The 19,034-nt window shown below is 68.1% G+C and carries 14 protein-coding genes; 4 read left to right on the top strand and 10 right to left on the bottom strand.

The features are described 5' to 3' along the window. Positions 1 to 59: 59 nt before the first annotated feature. From PLC66_RS05960 to PLC66_RS05930, 7 genes are all read right to left on the bottom strand, one after another. Entirely contained in the window at positions 60 to 1,559 is a 1,500-nt protein-coding gene (locus PLC66_RS05960) for a carbohydrate porin (RefSeq protein ID WP_324538364.1), read from the bottom strand. 234 nt (positions 1,560 to 1,793) lie between these two features. Next, entirely contained in the window at positions 1,794 to 2,972 is a 1,179-nt protein-coding gene (locus tag PLC66_RS05955) for an ABC transporter ATP-binding protein (RefSeq protein ID WP_324538362.1), read from the bottom strand. A 98-nt stretch (positions 2,973 to 3,070) separates the two neighbouring features. Then, positions 3,071 to 3,916 carry a carbohydrate ABC transporter permease gene (locus PLC66_RS05950; RefSeq protein WP_324538360.1) on the bottom strand — a complete coding sequence of 282 codons (846 nt, stop codon included), beginning with the start codon at positions 3,914 to 3,916 and terminating at the stop codon, positions 3,071 to 3,073. Then, positions 3,913 to 4,899, bottom strand: a complete 987-nt coding sequence (locus PLC66_RS05945; RefSeq protein WP_324538358.1) for a carbohydrate ABC transporter permease — start codon at positions 4,897 to 4,899, stop codon at positions 3,913 to 3,915. Before PLC66_RS05945 ends, PLC66_RS05950 begins: the two co-directional genes overlap by 4 nt. Positions 4,900 to 5,003: 104 nt before the next feature. Then, the gene (locus PLC66_RS05940) at positions 5,004 to 6,269 is read right to left on the bottom strand and encodes an ABC transporter substrate-binding protein (RefSeq protein WP_324538356.1); all 1,266 of its coding nucleotides are present in this window, start codon (positions 6,267 to 6,269) and stop codon (positions 5,004 to 5,006) included. A 66-nt stretch (positions 6,270 to 6,335) separates the two neighbouring features. Then, positions 6,336 to 8,030 carry an alpha-glucosidase gene (locus PLC66_RS05935; protein WP_324538354.1) on the bottom strand — a complete coding sequence of 565 codons (1,695 nt, stop codon included), beginning with the start codon at positions 8,028 to 8,030 and terminating at the stop codon, positions 6,336 to 6,338. Positions 8,031 to 8,098: 68 nt separating this feature from the next. Further along, a complete protein-coding gene (locus PLC66_RS05930) occupies positions 8,099 to 9,739 on the bottom strand; it encodes a glycoside hydrolase family 13 protein (protein WP_324538352.1) in 1,641 nt (546 codons plus the stop codon). A 231-nt stretch (positions 9,740 to 9,970) separates the two neighbouring features. Here PLC66_RS05930 and PLC66_RS05925 point away from each other — a divergent pair, with 231 nt between their 5' ends. After that, positions 9,971 to 11,092, top strand: coding sequence for a substrate-binding domain-containing protein (locus PLC66_RS05925; RefSeq protein ID WP_324538350.1), 1,122 nt, complete (start codon positions 9,971 to 9,973; stop codon positions 11,090 to 11,092). On the opposite strand, the gene glk is transcribed toward PLC66_RS05925, so the two are convergent. The 3 genes from glk to edd form a co-directional block, all read right to left on the bottom strand. After that, entirely contained in the window at positions 11,085 to 12,974 is a 1,890-nt protein-coding gene (gene glk / locus PLC66_RS05920; protein ID WP_324538348.1) for a glucokinase, read from the bottom strand. The two genes, PLC66_RS05925 and glk, sit on opposite strands and share 8 nt — an antisense overlap. Positions 12,975 to 13,040: 66 nt before the next feature. Next, positions 13,041 to 13,682 carry a bifunctional 4-hydroxy-2-oxoglutarate aldolase/2-dehydro-3-deoxy-phosphogluconate aldolase gene (locus PLC66_RS05915; protein ID WP_324538346.1) on the bottom strand — a complete coding sequence of 214 codons (642 nt, stop codon included), beginning with the start codon at positions 13,680 to 13,682 and terminating at the stop codon, positions 13,041 to 13,043. Positions 13,683 to 13,751: 69 nt separating this feature from the next. After that, positions 13,752 to 15,575, bottom strand: a complete 1,824-nt coding sequence (gene edd / locus PLC66_RS05910) for a phosphogluconate dehydratase (RefSeq protein WP_324538344.1) — start codon at positions 15,573 to 15,575, stop codon at positions 13,752 to 13,754. Positions 15,576 to 15,841: 266 nt separating this feature from the next. Between edd and zwf the strand changes: the two genes are divergently transcribed. From zwf to PLC66_RS05895, 3 genes are read left to right on the top strand one after another with little or no spacing between them, the layout of a single operon-like run. Continuing rightward, a complete protein-coding gene (gene zwf, locus PLC66_RS05905) occupies positions 15,842 to 17,302 on the top strand; it encodes a glucose-6-phosphate dehydrogenase (protein WP_324538342.1) in 1,461 nt (486 codons plus the stop codon). Positions 17,303 to 17,304: 2 nt separating this feature from the next. Continuing rightward, positions 17,305 to 17,997: a 6-phosphogluconolactonase gene (gene pgl, locus PLC66_RS05900; RefSeq protein WP_324538340.1), complete on the top strand. Its 693-nt coding sequence runs from the start codon at positions 17,305 to 17,307 to the stop codon at positions 17,995 to 17,997. After that, positions 17,978 to 19,018, top strand: a complete 1,041-nt coding sequence (locus PLC66_RS05895; RefSeq protein WP_324538338.1) for a glucokinase — start codon at positions 17,978 to 17,980, stop codon at positions 19,016 to 19,018. Before pgl ends, PLC66_RS05895 begins: the two co-directional genes overlap by 20 nt. Positions 19,019 to 19,034 lie beyond the last annotated feature (16 nt).

The raw sequence follows: 19,034 nt of genomic DNA, 5'->3' as shown, positions 1-19,034 counted from the left end.
TCCACGCCCCGGCCGCAGCCGTCAGCAGGGCAGCGCGTGCGCGCCGGTGCGACGCTTGCTCAGAACCACACCTCCATCTGCGCGCCGAGCAGCCACTTGCTGTCGTCGTTGAAGCGGGTGTTGCCGAAGCCACCGTCCGGATCCTGAGCGCTGTCGTAGCTGAAACCGTTGAGGTCCTTGTCCCACGCGAGGTAGGAGGCGAACAGGCGCAGTTCCGGACGGGCGAAGAAGCCCCCCCCGGTGTCGAGCTTGAAGGTCGGCGCCACGGTGAGCTTGTAGAAGTTGCCGCTGGCCGACGAGAAGGTGCTGTCCAGGTCCATGTACTGGACGCTGCCCTCGTAGGTCATGGCGAAGTTCTGGTTGATCGAGTTGACCAGGCGGACGTTCGCGGTCGCCCACTTGTAGTCGTCACCCTTGTTGAAGCGGTCCTTGCTGACTTCGGCCATCAGCGCCGGCGCGATCTTCCAGTTTGCGTTGAGATCGGTCACGCCCATCGTGAACACCCGCACCGCTTCGGCATCGTCGAGCAGGCTGCCCTGGCCGCCGAGCACCTTGACCTGCGCGCCGAGGCCGTTGCCATACAGCACACCGGTCTTCGAGAAGCCATTGGCGACGCCGTAGAAGCTCGGCGCATGGTAGGCGAGCAGGCCGTGGTAGCCGGTCGTGGCGCGCTCGGGGTAGCGCACGTCGTTCTGCTTGGCCCGCATGCCACTGAGCATGACCTGCCAGTCGCCGATGTAGTTGTTGCTGGTGGCGATGTAGCTCTTGCCGCGCACATCGACGCCGCTCGTGGTCTGGTCGTCCACCACGAAGTCGCGACCGTACACCGAGAAGCTCGTCTTCCAGTCCGGCGTCACCTGGGCATCGTAGAAGCCGGCGCCCGTACCGGCCAGGAACACCACGTCGCTGTCAAGGAAGTGGATGTCGAAGTTCTTCTTGTCGAAGCGTTTGCCTGCCCACAGGGTCGCGCCCTCGAAGGCCGTACCCTTGAATGCGGCGAGGTTGCCGAGTTCGGCGAAGACGTGACGCACGTTGACGCCGTTCTCGCCCGCGGTCCAGTCGTTGTTGCTGTTGGTGCCATCGGCGAGCATGAAGTGGAACACGCCGGTGGTGCCGTCGGCAGTCTGGAAGCGCTTGGCCATCTTGGCCTCGACGTAGGTGTCGCTCTCGAGGCCGAGGCGGCCCACTGCCCCGCCGAGGCGCGCCGCCGGCGTGATATAGGGGCCGACGCCCTCGACAGTGAATTGATCGCTGCCCGACAAGGTGCCCGAGCGCGCATAGGCGCCGAACTCGAAGGAACTGGCGGTCTCGGCCGCCTTCTCGGTCAGCGCGGCCTGGGTCGCGCTGGCGGCCTTCGCCTCACTGGCGGTGCTGTCAGCCTTGCGCGCGACTTCGCCGGCCTGTTGGGCTTCGTTCTTCACCGCCTGCAGCAGTTGTTCGAGCTTGGCAATGCGCTCCTCGAGCGCCTGCACCTGGCGCGCGGCCGCGTTGTCAGCGGCACTGGCTGTTGCGCAGAAGGCCATGGTGAGCGCGAGCGCGATGGTGGTTTTCTTGATCATTTGAAGTCTCCTCGACAGGACAGTGATTGAGGGGGCATGCAGGACGATGCCGACGGCTTGTCTTACAGGCAGCCCAGAGCGCTACTTGCCGGGCGAAGGCACGAAGCCGCCCGCCGGCGCAGACGCAGAGCGTCTGCCGGTTCATCGCTCCGCTTCGCGCAGGCGAAGCTCGGCTCTGGATTTAGTTCGGGGTCGGCAGGCCGGGGCGTGATCGGGACGCGGCCTGCCGGCGGATCAGTGCGTCACTCTGGCTGCCGCGCGCTCCGAGAAGATCACCGGCGCCTCCTGGTTCGCACCGATCTTCATCGCGGTGGCCGCCTGCGGCGGGCGGGCGAAAGCGCGGCCCGACTCGTCGAACAGGTGGCAGTGCTCGGGCGGGATGCGATAGCCCACGGTCTGGCCGACGGCCACATCCGAGCGGCTCGGGTCGCGCACCACCCAGGGCTCGCCGATGTCGCCGCTGTCGAGGTAGTGGTAGGTCTCGTTGCCCATGTGCTCGACGAACAGCACGTCGGCCAGGTTGGGCGCGCTCGACACCTCGCCCCACTCGATGTGCTCGGGGCGGATGCCGAGCCTGACCGCGCTGCCTTCGGCGCTCGCCGGGGTGGCGATCGGCAGCGCCAGCTCCTTGCCGCTCCACAGCCTGACCACGCTCTCGGCGCCGCTGCGCACCAGGGTCGCCGGCATCAGGTTCATCTTCGGCGAGCCGATGAACTGGGCGACGAAGGTGTTGGCCGGGTGGTCGTAGAGCTCGAGCGGGGTGCCGACCTGCTCGATGTTGCCGCGGTTGAGCACGACGATGCGCTGCGCCAGCGTCATCGCCTCGACCTGGTCGTGGGTGACGTAGATGATGGTCGAACCGAGGCGGCGATGCAGGCTGGCGATCTCCATGCGCATCTGCACGCGCAGCGCGGCATCGAGGTTGGACAGCGGCTCGTCGAACAGGAAGAGCTTGGGCTCGCGCGCAATCGCGCGGCCGATCGCCACGCGCTGGCGCTGGCCGCCGGACAGGTCCTTGGGCTTGCGCTGCAGCAGCGGCTCGAGCTGCAGGATGCGGGCGCTGTCCATCACGCGCTTGTCGATCTCGGCTGCCGGCAGCTTGGCCAGCTTCATGCCGAAGGCGATGTTCTCGTACACGCTCATGTGCGGGTACAGGGCGTAGGACTGGAACACCATGCCGATACCGCGCTCGGCCGGAGTGTCGTCATTGACGTAGCGGCCGTCGATGTACATGCCGCCGCCGGTGATGTCCTCCAGGCCGGCGATCATGCGCAGCAGGGTGGATTTGCCGCAGCCCGAGGGGCCGACGAAGACGATGAATTCGCCGCTGTTGACCTCGAGGTCCAGCGACTTCACCACCACGGCGTTGTCGCCGTAGCGCTTGTTGATCTGCTTGAGTGTCAGTTGAGCCATGATGCTCTCTCCTCCTTCGGTGGCGCGCCGCGCACGGCGCGCCGGAATTCGCCTGCGGGCCGGCGCACGCCGCCCCGCATCCAATGTCGTTCGGGCCCTCAGCCCTTCACCGCACCGGCGGTCAGGCCGCTGACGATGCGCTTCTGGAAGATCAGCACCATGACGATGATCGGCAGGGTCACCGTCACCGAGGCGGCCATGATGCTTCCCCACGGCAGCTCGTACTGCGAGGCGCCCTGCAGCAGCGCGATCGCCACGGGCACGGTGCGGTTCTCGCCCGAGATCACGAAGGTGAGCGCGAACATGAACTCGTTCCAGGCGCCGATGAAGGCGAGCAGGCCGGTGGTCACCAGCGCCGGCCCCATGATCGGGGCGAACACCTTGGTGATGATCACCCACAGGCTGGCGCCATCGACGATCGCCGCCTCCTCCAGCTCGACCGGGATGTTCTTCATGAAGGTCGTCAGCACCCAGATCGTGAAGGGCAGCGAGAAGGTCGTGTAGGACACCACCAGCGCGCCGAGCGAGTCGTACAGGCCGAGGAAGCGCACCAGCTCGAACATGCCCGACAGCACCGCCACCTGCGGGAACATCGACACGCACAGGATGGTGAACAGCAGCGCGCGCTGGCCGCGGAAGCGGATGCGGGCGAGCGCGAAGGCCCCGGTGATCGACACCAGCAGGCAGCCGCCCACCGTCACCGTGGCCACCAGCACCGAGTTCGCCAGGCTGCGGCCGACGCCGTTATGCACCAGCGCCGTCGCATAGTTCTCCCAGTGGAAGGAGGTCGGCAGATAGCTCGGCAGGAACAGGTCCTGGCCGGTCTGCAGCGAGGTGATGATCGCGTTGTAGAACGGGAACACGCTGATCACCGTGACCAGGGCGGCCGCGGCGTAGATCCACGCCAGGTGCGCCGCCTGTCTTTGCTTGCGGGTGAGCTTCATGCCTGCTTCTCCTTGGGTTCGGCGATGCGGCCGATGTAGAGGAAGACCGCTGCCACGCCGGCGACCATCATGAACACCAGCACCGAGGCGGCCGAGCCGACTCCCATCTCCTGGTACACCACCATCTGCTCGCGGGCATAGCCGGAGATCGAGATCGTCGCTTCACTGTTCGAGGTCAGCACGTAGATCAGGTCGAACACGCGCAGCGCGTCCATGGTGCGGAAGATCAGCGCCACCAGCATGGCCGGGAAGATCAGCGGCAGCGTGATGCGCCGGAAGCGCTGCCAGGCACTGGCGCCGTCGACCCGTGCGGCCTCGTAGAGGTCGGAGGGCACCATCTGCAGCGCCGCCAGCAACATCAGGGCCATGAAGGGGATGGTCTTCCACACGTCGGCGATGACGACCGCCCACAGCGACAGCGTCGGCTCGGCGATCCAGGCCAGCGGGGCGTCGATCATGCCGATGCGCATCAGCAGGTCATTGATCGTTCCGTACTGGTCGTGGAACATCCAGCTGAACATCTTGGCGGTGACGATGGTCGGGATCGCCCACGGCACCAGGATGGCGGTCCGCACCAGGCCCTGGCCGCGGAACTTCTGGTTCATCAGCAGCGCCAGCAGCAGCCCGAAGAACAGCTCCAGGCTCACCGAGATGACCGTGAACCACAGGGTGTTGTAGATCGCCTGCCACCACAGCGGATCGGCCAGCACGCCGTAAGCCTCGCCGTCGATGAAGTCCAGGTAGTTGGCGAAACCGACCAGTTCGTACTCGTCCGGTGTGTCGAGGCGAGCGTCGGTGAAGCTGTAGAGCAGCGTGCGCAGCAGCGGCCAGCCGGCCACCCCGGCCAGCAGTACCAGCGTCGGCGCCACCAGCAGCCAGGCGGCGCGGGCACGCCGCGACTGCAGGCTGCGCTTGCGGCCGTGCGCAGCCGCTGGCGCGGATGGACTCGCTGCGGCTGCCGCGAGTTCGGTCTTGGGGTTCATGGTCTTACTCCTTCGGTCGTTTCAGGCGTCGCTCGCCGTTCCGGCAAGCCGGCCGGCGAGCCGGGCACCGAGGCACCCTGCCCTGCCGACGCTGGCGCAGCGGCTTACTTCCACTCGCGCCCCTTGAAGCGCTTCAGGCGACCTTCGAGGTCGGCCAGCGCGGCTTCTGCACTGGTGCGACCGCTCAGGGTGTCGTAGGCGGCGTTCCAGATCGCCTTCGAGACCTTCGGATACTCGGTGCGGGTGACCGTCGAGGGCCGCGCGACGGCGCCATCAAAGGCTTGCTTGAGCAGCGTCAGGTGCGGCCCCTTGGCCTGGACCTCGGCGTCCTCGTAAACATCGAGGCGAGCCGGCGAGACGCCCATCTGGAGAAAGTTCTGGCGCTGGCTCTCGAAGTCGGAAAGCATGCGCACCAGCGCAATCGCGGCCTCGGGCACCTGGGTGTAGGCACTCACTGCCCACTGCCAGCCACCCAGCGCGGCGGCATGCTGGCCGCCCTCGCCGCCGCGCGGCAGCGGCATCATCCCCACCTTGCCCTTCACCGGGCTGGAATCGTCCTGGCTCAGCAGGTAGGCGTAGGGCCAGTTGCGCATGAACACCGCGTCGCCGTTCTGGAACACCGCGCGCGCTTCCTCTTCCTGGTAGGCCAGCACGCCCTTGGGCGAAATGGTGTCGATCCAGTTCGCCGCGGTCTTGAAGGCCTCAACCGCCTTCGGGTTGTTGGCCGAGATGCTGCCGTCGGGCTCGACGAAGCTGCCACCACCGAAGGAGGCGACCCACTCCAGCGCGTCGCAGGTGAGGCCCTCGTAGGCCTTGCCCTGGAACACGAAGCCGTGCAGGTTGCGGCTGCCCGCGGCGCGCTCGGCATCCTGGATCTTGGCGGCGATGCGCGCCATCTCCTGCCAGGTGGTCGGCGGCTGCTCGCCGTACTTCTCGAGCAGGTCACTGCGGTAGAACAGCACGCCGGCGTCGATGAAGTTGGGGACGCCCTTCACCCGGCCATTGACCATGTTGTTCTGCCACACCGAGGGGAAGAAGGCCGGCTCCAGATCCTTGACGTGCTCGGTGAGATCGAGCAGGTGGCGGTCGAGCACACCGGGCCAGACGACGTCGATCGCCATCACGTCCACCACCTTGCTGTCCTTGGTGGCGAAGATCTGCTGCAGCATCGACAGCTTCTCGTCGGACGCGCGCGGCAGGTCGATGAACTGCAGCTTGTGCGGCGTCTCGGCTTCGAAGCGGGCCTTGACGTAGTCGCAGAAGCTTTTCACGGTGGCGCCGGCGCCACATTCCATCTTTACGGTGTCGGCCTGGGCGAGGCTGGCGCCGAGGCTGAGCAGGGCGGCAGCGGCGATTTTCTTGAGTTTCATGCTTGTGTCTCCTCCATGGATTGAACCGGGCCGGGGCGGTCACGAGCCGCCCACGGGGTGTTGCGATCAGGCTGTGCGGTAGACGCGCGCCTCATAGGGTTCGAGCGAAATCGTGTCGGTGTCGGCGTGGGCCGCCACCGGGCGGTTGGCGAGCAGCAGGTCGGCATGGCGCAGCGCGCAGTGGGCGTCGGCAAAGCACGCCGTGCGGCCACTGAGGTTGGTGATGACGACGATGCGGCTGTCATCCTCGCTGCGGCTGTAGGCATAGACCTGCGTATCCGCCGGCCCCAGCAGCGCGTAGCGGCCATACACCAGAGTCGGCTCCGCCTTGCGCAGCGCGATCAGGCGGCGGTAGTAACCGAGCACCGAATCGGGATCGCCCTGCTGCGCGGCGACGTTGATGCGCGGGTAGTTGGGATTGAGCTTCAGCCACGGCGTGGCGCGGCTGAAGCCGGCGTTGGCGCTGGCATCCCACTGCATCGGGGTGCGCGAGTGATCGCGCGCGGTCAGCGACACGTCGGCGAGGATGGTGGCCTCGTCGTCGCCCGCCGCACGGCGCAGCGCGAACTGGTTCTTCGCCCACACGTCGTTGAAGTCGTCGGCTGACTCGAACACGGTGTTGGTCATGCCGATCTCCTGGCCCTGGTAGATGAAGGGCGTGCCCTGCATCAGGAAGTACAGGGTGGCGAGCGCGGTGGCGCTGGCGTGCCAGTGATGCACCGGGTCGCCCCACTTCGACACGATGCGCGGGATGTCGTGGTTCTCCAGGAACAGCGCATTCCAGCCCACGCCGTGCAGGCTGTCCTGCCAGGCGGTGAACACCTTCTTCAGCGCCACCACGTCGAGCGGCTCGCGCGGCGCCTCGGACCACAGCGCCAGGTGCTCGAACTGGAAGATCATGTTCAGGCGCTGGTGTTTCTCGCCGACCCAGTCGACCGCCTGCTTCGGCGACACGCCGTTGGCCTCGCCCACCGTCATCACGTCGTAGTGGTTGAAGGTGTTGCGGCACAGGTCGTCCATGTACTCGAGCACGCCGTTGACGTTCATGTGCATCGGCTGGCTCGGCACGTAGTCCAGGCCCTCCGGGTTGGGCAGGTCGGGCAGGCCGTCGACCTTCTTCATGTGGCTGACCGCGTCGAGGCGGAAACCGTCGATGCCCTTGTCCAGCCACCAGCGCACCATGTCGAAGATGGCACCGCGCACCGCATGGTTCTCCCAGTTAAGGTCGGGCTGGCGGGCGGAGAACAGGTGCAGGAAGTACTGGCCAGTGGTGTCGTCGTACTTCCAGGCCGAGCCCTTGAAGATGCTCTCCCAGTTGTTCGGCTCGCGACCATCCCTGCCATCGCGCCACACGTACCAGTCGCGCTTGGGGTTGTCGCGCGAGGAGCGCGACTCGACGAACCACGCGTGCTCGTCACTTGTATGGTTGACCACCAGGTCGAGGATGAGCTTCATGCCGCGCCGGTGCGTCTCGGCGAGCAGGCGGTCGAAGTCGGCCAGGGTGCCGAACTCGTCCATGATGTCCTGATAGTCGCTGATGTCGTAGCCGTTGTCGTCGTTGGGCGACTTGTACATCGGGCAGATCCAGATCACGTCGATGCCCAGCCACTTCAGGTAGTCCAGGCGCTCGGTGATGCCGTTCAGGTCGCCGATGCCGTCGCCGTTCGAGTCCATGAAGCTGCGCGGATAGATCTGGTAGGCCACGGCCTCCTTCCACCAGGCGCGGCTCGGGGTTTTTGCGGTCGGGGTGTGCTTGCTCATGTCGGTTCCGTGGTTCTTGTCGGGTTCGGGGTCGGGCTGGCCGGCGCTTGCTGCGGCGCGCTCGTGGATCAGGCCGTGCAGGCGATGGCGAAGGCTTCGTAGGGGGCCAGCTCCAGCACCGCGCCAAGCTGTGTCCGCGCGCCGTGGTTCGCGCTCAGGCACTCGCCTGCGAGCCCGGCGATCGCCGCTGGCAGCTCGAGGTGCAGCGTCTCGGCGGTGAAGCTGGCGATAACCACGATGCGCACGTCGCCCAGGCGGCGCTCGTAGGCATATACCTGTGGATGGGACGGCAGCAGATCGCGATAGCTGCCATACACCATGGTCGGTGTGCGCTTGCGCAGTGCGATCAACTGGCGGTAGTGGTGGAAGATCGAGCCGTCGTCGGCGAGCGCCGCGGCGACGTTGATCTGCGCATAGTTGGGGTTCACCTTCAGCCAGGGTCTGGCGGTGCTGAAGCCGGCGTTCGCGGTGGCGTCCCACTGCATCGGGGTGCGCGCGTTGTCGCGGCCGTTGGCCCAGATGCCCTGCATCATCGCGTCGTGCGCCACGCCCGCGGCGGTGCGCTCGCGGTACAGGTTCAAGGTCTCGATGTCCTGGTAATCGTCGATGGCGTCGAAGCGCACGTTGGTCATGCCGATCTCCTCGCCCTGATAGACATAGGGCGTGCCCTTCAGGAAATGCAGCACGGTGGCGAGCATCTTCGCCGACTCGACGCGGTAGCGGCCATCGTCGCCATACTTCGACACCGCGCGCGGCAGGTCGTGATTGCACCAGAACAGCGAGTTCCAGCCCTGATCGGCAAGCTCGGTCTGCCACTTGCCCATCACGCGCTTGAACTCGACCAGGTCGAAGGCGCGCGGCTTCCACTTGCCCTCGACCGGATCGAAGGTGATCGTGACGTGCTCGAACTGGAACACCATGGACAACTCGTGGCGGGCCGGGTCGGAATACAGCTTTGCGGTCTCGGGCGTCGCGCTCCAGGTTTCGCCCACGGTGAGCACGTCGCGGCGGCCGAAGGTGGCGGCGTTCATCTGCTGCAGCAGCGTGTGCAGGCGCGGGCCGTTGGCCATGATCTTGCGGTCGACGTCCTTGCCGATGAGGTCGATGACGTCCATGCGGAAGCCGCCGATGCCGCGGTCCAGCCACCAGTTCATCATGCGGTGCACTTCGTCCTGCACCTTCGGGTTGTCCCAGTTGAGGTCAGGCTGGCGGCGCGAGAACTGGTGGAAGTAGTACTCGCCGCTGGCGGCATCGAACTCCCATGCCGAACCGCCGAAGTACGAGCGCTGATCGTCCGGCAGGCCACCGTCGGCAGTGGGCCGACGCCAGATGTAGTAGTCGCGATAGGGGCTGTCCTTCGACTTGCGGGCCTCGACGAACCAGGGGTGCTCGTCCGAGCTGTGATTGACGACCAGGTCCATGACGATACGGATGCCGCGCCGGCCGGCCTCGGCGATCAGCCGGTCCATGTCGGCCAGGGTGCCGAACTCGGGCGCGATGTCCTGGTAGTCGGAGATGTCGTAGCCGTTGTCGTCCATCGGCGAGCGGAACACCGGCGACAGCCAGATCACGCCCACGCCGAGCTGCTGCAGGTAATCCAGCCGAGAGATGATGCCGGGCAGGTCGCCCATGCCGTCGCCATTGCCGTCGGCAAAGCTGCGCGGATAGATCTGATACACCACCGCGTCATGCCACCACTTGCGCTCCACGTCCGTCTCCTCGTCGTCCCTGTCGGTTCCGGATCACCCGGCGTGATGGGCATCCATCAATCCGGCTAATCGCCACATAATCTCCAAAGCGGTTTGAATCGTATTCCGAAGCGCTTTGGATGTAAAGCATTTTCTTCAACGGATTTCAGTTTCCCTATGATCAGCCGCCCGTGGTGCTAGAATCCAAAGCACTTTGGAACAAGGGCCGCACCCGCCCGCTGGAGCAAGCACATGAAAGTCAATCTGAAGACGCTTTCCGAATCCCTGGGGCTATCCCAGACCACCGTCAGTCGGGCCCTCAACGGCTACACCGACGTGGCGGAGGCGACCCGCCGGCGGGTCAAGGAAGCGGCGGCGGCGATGGGCTACCAGCCGGACCCGCTGGCGCGGCGGCTGGCAACGGGTCGCACCGACACCATCGGCATGGTGTTTCCGTTCAATGCGACCGAGTTCGGCGACCACCGCTTCGGCGAAGTGGTGGCCGGACTCACCGAGGGCCTGGCGAAGCACAACATGGACCTCAACATCATTCCCACCCGGCCCGAGAACGAACTCGAGACCTATGCGCGCATCATCGACACGCGCCGGGTCGACGCCTTCATCGTCGGCTGGACCCAGGTCCATGATCCGCGCATCGCCCTGCTGCAGCGGCGCGGCTTTCCCTTCCTCGCCTACGGCCGCACGCAGACCGACAAGCCCTACCCGTGGTTCGACTTCGACAACGAGGCCGGCGCGCGCATGGCGGTCGAACGCCTGATCGGACTGGGCCACCGCCGCATTGCGATCATCCACGCCCCACTGAGCTTCAACTTCGCCGCGCAGCGCTTCGCCGGCTATCTCGCCGCGCTCGAGGCGGCGGGCATCGTGCGCGACGACTCGCTGATCGCCGACGCCCGCCTCAGCCGGCTCGCCGGCTACGCCGCGATGCACGCCCTGCTCGCGCGCTCCGACCCACCCACGGCGGTGCTGATCGACAACAACCTCGCCGGCGTCGGCGCGCTGCGCGCGGTAGGCGACCTGCAGCTGCGCCCGGGCAGGGACATCTCGCTCATCGTCTATGACGGCGTCTCGCCCGACATCCCGCTGCCCTACCGCGTGAGCTGGGTCGAACAGGCGACCGGTGAGCGCACCGGCCTCAAGATGGCCGAACAGATCGTCGCCGTGCTCAATGGCAAGCCGGTCGGCCGCATCCGCCACCTGGCCAGGCCGCGCCTTGTGCCGGGCGAGACCGACGGCCCGCTCGACAACGCCACGGTCGCCGCCGTGGCGCCGGCCGTCGCCCCGGCGCCCCCGCAGGCGGCGCCCGCGCCGCGCCCGCGAGCGCGCAAGAAGGTGGCAAGTCCGCTCAGCTAGCATGGGAGATCAGCGCCTCGAAGCGTGCCTGCAAGGATTCGAGTTCGCGCTGCACCGCACTTTCCTCGACCGGCTCACCCGTGGCGGTGATGCGGCGCATGGCCACGCCCACAGCGAGTACGTCGATCAGCAGCAGATGCAGGATGCGTGACACCATCGACAGGTAGCCGGCGCCCTCCTCCGGATGCGCCACTTCCAGCGCCACCGTCGCCCGCCGCGCAAGCGGCGATCCCGCGGCGGTGATCGCGATCACCGCCGCGCCCGCCTGCAGGGCGGCGTCCGCCGCCTGCAGTGTTTCTGCCAGGCTGCCCGACTTGGAAATCGCCACCACCACATCGCCCGGACCGAGCAGGCGCGCGGCCATGAGCTGGATGTGACTGTCGATGTAGGCGTTGCTCGGAATGCTGAAGCGGAAGAACTTGTGCTGGCCGTCAAGTGCGGCGACGCTGGAGTTGCCCACGCCGTAGAGCTCGATGCGGCGCGCCGCCGCCAGCAGCGCGATGGCGCGCTCGATCGCCGCGCCGTCGAGCTGGTCGCGCAGCTTCATGATCGCCGAGCTGGTGTTGTTGAAGATCTTCGCCACCAGCTCCGCGCCGGGATCACCGATCCGCACCTGGCTGTGCCGCACCGGTACCGCGGCGGTGAGGCCCGAGGCGAGCTTGAGCTTGAAGTCCGACAGACCCTGCATGCCGAGCGAACGGCAGAAGCGGATCACCGTTGGCTGGCTGACCTCGGCCTTGGCCGCGATCTCGGCCACCGGGTCGTTGAGCACCGTGCGCGGCTGCTCCAGCACCAGGCTCGCCACGCGCCGCTCGGCCGGGCTCAGACTGTCCATGCCGGCACGGATGCGCTCGAGCAGCTGGCCGGAGTCCGCATGGTCCTGCAGGTGGTTGCGCAGCACCTCGGCCGCGCCGCGCAGGCCGGTCTGGTCCGACAGCACGAGGTAGGTGGGGATGCGCGACACGAACTCGGTGTTGCGGCCCTTGTTCTCGAACGCACGGCGGAAGCTCGACTGCTCTATGAAGCCCGCCAGATCACGCACCAGCGCGCTGCCGACATAGATGCCGCCGGTCGCGTTGAGCATCACCGCAAGATTGCCCGCCGCGGTGCCGAGCATCCCGCACAGGCAATCGAGGGCGCGCCGGCACAGCGCGTCGCCCTCGTGCAGGCCGCGACGCAGCACCTCGTCAGCCGAGTCGATGTGCGCCGCACTCCCTTCGTCGGCTGCCAGCGCCTCGTGGATCAGCACCAGGCCGGAAGCCGAGATCAGCCGCTCCGAGGACACGTGCGGCCAGCGTTTCCAGGCGTGGCGCAGCACGACCAGTTCGGTTTCGTTGGCCGGCGAAAAGGCCATGTGGCCGCCTTCGGACGCCAGCGTCGCCCAGCGCTCACCGTTGGGGATCAGGGCCGATACGCCGAGGCCGGTGCTGGCACCGATGAGGCCGATCACCCCCTCTACACGCGCCTCGCCACCACCGATCCGGCGCTTCTCGTCGGGCGCGAGCTTGGGCAGCGCCATCGCCATCGCCACAAAGTCATTCACTGCGAGCAGGGTGTGCATGCCGAGCGCACCGCGCACCGCCTCGATCGAGAACTGCCAGTCGCGATTGGTCATGCGCACGATGTCGCCGTCGATCGGGTTCGACAAGGCCATCGCCGCATGCAGCGGCCGCGGCCCGTCGATGCCTTCGAGGTAGGCGCGACACACCGCCTCGATGCCCGCGTAATCGGCACAAGCCAGGTTGGCCGGCTGTTCGAAGACGCCCGGGGCAAGCTCCAGCGCGAAGCGCGCCGTGGTCGCACCGATGTTGGCGACCAGCCGCGGCCCCGCCGCATAGGCCCCCACCCGCGCCAGCTTCGGCGATTCGTCGTTGCGTCCCATGTCCCGTTCGCTCCTTGATGCGGCTCCACCCGCGGACCCGCAATGATGCCCGACGACGAGGCCGACTCAGTGCGCGCGCAGCTGCGAGGCCGCGCGCGCACGGCGACCGATCTCGTCCCAGTCGCGTGCCTTCACCAGCGCATCAGGCGCTAGCCAGGAGCCGCCCACGCACAGCACGTTGGGCAGGCCGAGGAAATCGGCGGCGTTGTCGACGCTGACGCCGCCGGTGGGGCAGAAACGCAGCTCCGGCAGCGGACCGTAGAGCGCCTTCAGCATGCCCACGCCGCCGGCCTGCTGGGCAGGAAAGAGCTTGAGCCGGGTGAAGCCGGCCTCGGCCGCGCTCATCGCCTCGGAGGTGGTCATCACGCCGGGCAGCAGCGGAAAGCTCGATTCGCGCGCGGCGGCCGTCAGCCGCGGCGTGAGCCCGGGCGAGACCGCGAAACGCGCACCGGCACGCTCGACGGCGACAAGCTGTTCGGGCGTGGTCACCGTGCCGGCGCCCACCACCGCCTCGGGCACGGCCTCGGACAGGCAGGCGATGACCGACATCGCATTCGGCGTGCGCAGCGTCACCTCCAGCACGCGCACGCCATTGTCGACCAGCGCGCGCGCGAGCGGCACCGCGTCGACGACCTCCTCGATCACCAGCACGGGCATGACCGGCCCCAGTCCCAGAATCTGGTCCAGCACTTGTTGTTTCGAATCCATGACGACCTCGATGGCAAAAATTCGGTTCGATGACGGCGCCCGGACCCCCGGTCCGCGCACCGCAGGGGATCAGGCCGGCAGCCCGAAACTCATGGCGCCGTCCTCGGCGCCCGACACCTGGCTGCGGAAGCCGCTGAAGAGCTCGCGCCCCATTCCGTGCTGGTTGGCCGACAGGTCCGCCTGCGCAGGCGTGCGCGCGGCCAGTTCGGCGGCCTCGACGCGCAGCTCGAGCACGCCCTGCTCGGCATCGACGCGCACGATGTCGCCGTCCTGCACGCGGGCGATCAGGCCGCCGTCACAGGCTTCGGGCGTGACGTGTATCGCTGCCGGCACCTTGCCCGACGCGCCCGACATGCGCCCGTCGGTGACCAGTGCCACACGCTGGCCGTTGTCGAGCAGGTTGGCCAGCGTGGGCGTGAGGCCGTGCAGCTCGGGCATGCCGTTCGCCCTGGGCCCCTGAAAACGCACCACGGCGACGAAATCGCCGGTCAGCTCGCCACGCTTGTAGGCGGCGATCAAGGCTTCCTGCGAGGCAAACACCTTGGCCGGCGCCTCGACCACGCGCAGCTCGGGCGCCACCGCCGACACCTTGGTCACCGCCCGGCCGAGGTTGCCCGCCAGCACCTTCAGGCCACCGTCGGCCGAGAAAGGCTGCGCGGCGGACGTCAGCACGCTGGGGTCCAGGCTCTCGGCCGGCCCCTCGACCCATTGCAGACGGCCGTCCTCGAGCAGCGGCTGGCGGCGGTACAGCGACAGGCCGCGGCCGACCACGGTATCGACCTCCTCGTGCAGCAGGCCGGCGTCGAGCAGCTCGCCGATCAGCAGACCGGTGCCGCCGGCGGCGTGGAAGGCATTCACGTCGGCACTGCCGTTCGGATAGACGCGGGCGAGCAGCGGAACGCAGGCCGACAGTTCGTCGAAATCGGTCCAGTCGATGTGGATGCCGGCGGCACGCGCGATCGCCACCAGGTGCAGGGTGTGATTGGTGGAGCCGCCAGTGGCCAGCAGCGCGACGATCGCATTGACGATGGTGCGCTCGTCCACCATGCGCCCGATCGGCGTGAAGCGGCCGCCCTCGCGCGTGATCGCCGCCGCCTGGCGCGCGGCTTCGCGGGTCAGCGCCTCGCGCAGCGCGGTGCCGGGCGGCACGAAGGCGGAGCCAGGCAGGTGCAGGCCCATCACTTCCATCAGCATCTGGTTGCTATTGGCCGTGCCATAGAAGGTGCAGGTGCCGACCGAGTGGTAGGCGCGCGCCTCGGCCTCGAGCAGCTCGGCCTTGCCGATCTCGCCGGCGGCATAGCGCTGGCGGATCGCCGCCTTCTCCTTGTTCGACAGGCCCGAGCCCATCGGCCCGGCGGGCACGAACACCGTCGGCAGGTGACCGAAGGACAGCGCGCCGATCAGCAGGCCAGGCACGATCTTGTCGCACACGCCGAGGCACAGCGCGGCGTCGAACATGTTGTGCGACAGCGCCACCGCGGTCGCCATCGCGATCACGTCGCGCGAGAAGAGCGACAGCTCCATGCCCGGCTGGCCCTGGGTGACGCCGTCGCACATGGCCGGCACGCCACCGGCGAACTGCGCGGTGGCGCCGGCCTCGCGCGCGGCCTGCTTGATCCATTCCGGGAAGGCATGAAAGGGCTGATGCGCCGACAGCATGTCGTTATAGGAGGACACGATGGCCAGGTTGGGCCGACGCTGCTCGCGCAGCATGATCTTGTCGCCGGCGGGCGCCGCGGCAAAGCCGTGGGCGAGATTGGTGCAGGACAGCGAGCCGCGCAGCGGACCTGCGCGCGAGGCGTCGTCCACGCGCTGCAGGTAAGCCGCGCGCGACTGGGCACTGCGAGCCTGGATGCGGCGGGTCACGTGCTGCAGCGTCGGATGGATGGCCATCTGGGTGTTCTCCATTCAAGGTGTAGTCGAAGAGTAGTTTAACTACATTTCTTTTGCAAGCCCCTCGTGCACCCTTGAACCCGGCGGGACGCGGGCATTCTGCTGAATTCGCCTATGTACTTCCTTGCGAGCCAGGGCCGGACACGAACCGCGGACAACAGGGCCGTGGAGGGAATTTGGCCCAAAGCGCTTGCATTTTGTAGTTTTCCTACTTATAGTCCGATCAACGATTCACTGAAGCCCACTCATCAACACGCGAGATCAAGATGTCACTACACACTGGACAAGACGTCGTTCTCTTCGGCGGCACGGGTGACCTGGTGATGCGCAAGCTGCTGCCCGCGCTCTACCACCTGCACTGCGCCAACATGCTCGGCGCCGACGTCTCGATCATCGGCGTCGCCCGCGAGACACTCGACACCGCCGGCTACCGCCGGCTCGCCGCCGAGCAGTGCGAACGCTTCCTGAAGGGACACTTCGATGCCGCGCATTGGGAGGCCTTCGAAGCCCGCCTCCACTACATCGCGCTCGACGCCCGCAATGCTGCCGGCTTCATTCCCCTGCGCGAGCGCCTCGGCGCGGTCACCAGCCGCTCCCAGGTCTATTACCTGTCGACCGCACCGGCGCTATTCACCGCGATCTGCCGCCATCTGCACGAGACCGGCCTGATCACGCCCGCCAGCCGCGTGGTGCTGGAAAAGCCCCTTGGCCACGACCTCGCCTCCTCGCGCGAGATCAACGACGAGGTCGGCCGCTACTTCGGCGAACAGCAGATCTATCGCATCGACCACTACCTCGGTAAGGAGTCGGTGCAGAACCTGCTGGCGCTGCGCTTTGGCAACGCGCTGTTCGAGCCCCTGTGGCGGCGCGAGTGGGTGAGCGACGTGCAGATCACCGTCGCCGAGCAGATCGGCGTCGAGTCGCGCGCCGAGTTCTACGACAAGACCGGCGCCCTGCGCGACATGGTGCAGAATCACCTGCTGCAACTGCTGTGCATCGTCGCCATGGAGCCGCCGGCCTCGATCGACGCCGACGCGGTGCGCGACGAGAAGCTCAAGATCCTGCGCGCGCTGCGCCCGATCGGCGAGGACGAGGTGCCGCTGCGCACCGTGCGTGGCCAGTACCGTGCCGGCGCCAGTGGCGGCCAGCCGGTGCCGGGCTACCTGGACGAGCCGGGCATCGCCGCCGGCAGCCGCACCGAGACCTTCGTCGCGCTGCAGGCCAACGTCGACACCTGGCGCTGGGCCGGCGTGCCCTTCTACCTGCGCACCGGCAAGCGCATGCAGGAGCGCCTGGCGGAGATCGTCATCAACTTTCGCGCCGTGCCGCACTCGATCTTCGGCAAGCCCGCCGCCGCGCTGCAGAACAACCGCCTGGTCATCACCATGCAGCCCGACGAGAGCGTCAAGCTGCATCTGCAAGCCAAGCGTCCCGGCGACCAGATGCTGCTCAACCCCGTGTCGCTCGACCTCGACTTCACCGAGGGCGCGCAGAGCCGCCGCCTGGAGGCCTACGAGCGCCTGCTGATGGACGTGATGCGCGGCAACCTGACGCTGTTCGTGCGCCGTGACGAGCAGGAGGCGGCATGGAAGTGGGTTGAGCCCATCATGTCGAGCTGGCGCGACTCGGGCGAACCGCCCAAGTCCTACACCGCCGGCACCTGGGGTCCGGCCGCCTCCACCGCCCTGCTGGGGCGCGAGGGCTTCCACTGGCACGAGGAGGTCTGAGCATGATCGAGCTGCAGCGCTTTGCCGACACCGCAGCGCTCGACGCTGCGCTCGCCGAGGCCATCGTGCAGTCGCTGCGCGAAGGCATCTACCAGCGCGGCGCCGCCAGCCTGGTGGTGTCGGGCGGACGTACGCCGCGCGGCCTGTTCGCGCGGCTGGCCGCCGCCCCGCTGGCCTGGGACCGGGTCACGATCACCCTCGCCGACGAGCGCTGGGTGGCCGAAGACCACCCCGACAGCAATGCCCGCAGCGTGCGCGAGACGCTGCTGCGCGACCACGCCGCGCAGGCCCGCTTCGTGCCCCTGTACCGCGACACCGCCGAGCCGTGGTCGGCGCTTGCCGCCAGCGCCGCCGCGCTCGCCGCGCTGCCGCGCCCCTTCGACGCGGTGGTGCTGGGCATGGGCGAGGACGGCCACACCGCGTCGCTGTTTCCTGCCGCCGACACCGCGCCGGCGCCGTCGGACACCGCCACGCCCGACCTGATCGGCGTGCGCCCCACCCGCGCACCGCACGACCGCATCTCGCTGACCCCGTCGGCGCTGCTCGACACCCGCCTGCTCGCCCTGCACTTCACCGGCGCGGCGAAGTGGTCGGTGCTGTGCGAGGCGCTCAAGCCCGGCCCGCTCGGCCAGTACCCCGTGCGCAACCTACTGCAACAGGAAGAGGTCCCCTGCCGTGTTTTCTGGACTGCCTGAACCCGCCGCGCGCCTGGTCGCCGACATCGGCGGCACCAATGCACGCTTCGCCCTCGTCGCCGCGCCCGGCGCCGCACCCAGCCACATCCGCGTGCTGCCCTGCGTGGACTTCGCCGGCCCGGAACAGGCGGTGCGCGCCTACCTCGCCGCCGAAGGGGTGGCCCTGCCGCGCGCGGCCGCCTTCGGCATCGCCAACCCGGTGACCGGTGACCGCGTGGCGATGACCAACCATCACTGGGCCTTCTCGGTGGACGGCCTGCGCGCCGCCCTCGGTCTCGAGCGCCTGCTGCTGGTCAACGACTTCACCGCGCTCGCGCTGTCGCTGCCGCACCTGGCGGCGGCCGAGCTCGAGCAGATCGGCGACGGCCAGGCGCTGCCCGGCCAGACGATTGCCCTGCTTGGCGCCGGCACCGGCCTGGGCATTTCCGGCCTGGTCCCGGCAGGCGATACCTGGGTGCCGCTGCAGGGAGAGGGCGGCCATGTCACCCTGCCCGCCGGCACGCGGCGCGAAGCGAATCTGATCGCGCTGCTGGCCGAGCGCTACGGCCACGCGTCGGCCGAACGCGTGCTGTCCGGCCCCGGACTGGTGGCGGTGCACGACGCGCTGCGCCGTCTCGACGGCCTGCCCGCGCTCGCGCTCGACAGCGCGACGATCAGTGCGCGCGGGCTCGCCGGCCAGTGCCCGGTGTGCGCCGAGACGCTGCACCTGTTCTGCGCCCTGCTCGGCACCGTGGCCGGCGACCTGGCGCTGACGCTGGGCGCCCGCGGCGGCGTGTTCGTGGGTGGCGGCATCGTACCCCGCCTGGGCGCATTCTTCGCCCGCTCGGCCTTCCGCGAGCGCTTTCTCGCCAAGGGCCGCTTCCGCAGCTACCTCGAGCCGATTCCGACGCGCGTGATCCGCGCCCCCTACGCCGCGCTCACCGGCGCCGCGCATGCCCTCGACACCGCCATCGCGGTCGGCTTCGACAGCCACGCGCCGCAGGGCGCATCGACCAACCCATCGACCATCCCATTCGCCTGACCCGAAGGACACGCCG

This window comes from Thauera sp. (genome assembly GCF_035444905.1).
GTDB lineage: Bacteria > Pseudomonadota > Gammaproteobacteria > Burkholderiales > Rhodocyclaceae > Thauera.
The sequence above is the reverse complement of the archived record's forward strand: the minus strand, read 5'-3'. Positions and strand labels throughout refer to the sequence as shown.

Coding starts and splice junctions, on each gene's coding strand:
- PLC66_RS05960 (WP_324538364.1), bottom strand. CDS start 1,559: ATGATCAAGAAAACCACCATCGCGCTCGCGCTCACCATGGCCTTCTGC.
- PLC66_RS05955 (WP_324538362.1), bottom strand. CDS start 2,972: ATGGCTCAACTGACACTCAAGCAGATCAACAAGCGCTACGGCGACAAC.
- PLC66_RS05950 (WP_324538360.1), bottom strand. CDS start 3,916: ATGAAGCTCACCCGCAAGCAAAGACAGGCGGCGCACCTGGCGTGGATC.
- PLC66_RS05945 (WP_324538358.1), bottom strand. CDS start 4,899: ATGAACCCCAAGACCGAACTCGCGGCAGCCGCAGCGAGTCCATCCGCG.
- PLC66_RS05940 (WP_324538356.1), bottom strand. CDS start 6,269: ATGAAACTCAAGAAAATCGCCGCTGCCGCCCTGCTCAGCCTCGGCGCC.
- PLC66_RS05935 (WP_324538354.1), bottom strand. CDS start 8,030: ATGAGCAAGCACACCCCGACCGCAAAAACCCCGAGCCGCGCCTGGTGG.
- PLC66_RS05925 (WP_324538350.1), top strand. CDS start 9,971: ATGAAAGTCAATCTGAAGACGCTTTCCGAATCCCTGGGGCTATCCCAG.
- glk (WP_324538348.1), bottom strand. CDS start 12,974: ATGGGACGCAACGACGAATCGCCGAAGCTGGCGCGGGTGGGGGCCTAT.
- PLC66_RS05915 (WP_324538346.1), bottom strand. CDS start 13,682: ATGGATTCGAAACAACAAGTGCTGGACCAGATTCTGGGACTGGGGCCG.
- edd (WP_324538344.1), bottom strand. CDS start 15,575: ATGGCCATCCATCCGACGCTGCAGCACGTGACCCGCCGCATCCAGGCT.
- zwf (WP_324538342.1), top strand. CDS start 15,842: ATGTCACTACACACTGGACAAGACGTCGTTCTCTTCGGCGGCACGGGT.
- pgl (WP_324538340.1), top strand. CDS start 17,305: ATGATCGAGCTGCAGCGCTTTGCCGACACCGCAGCGCTCGACGCTGCG.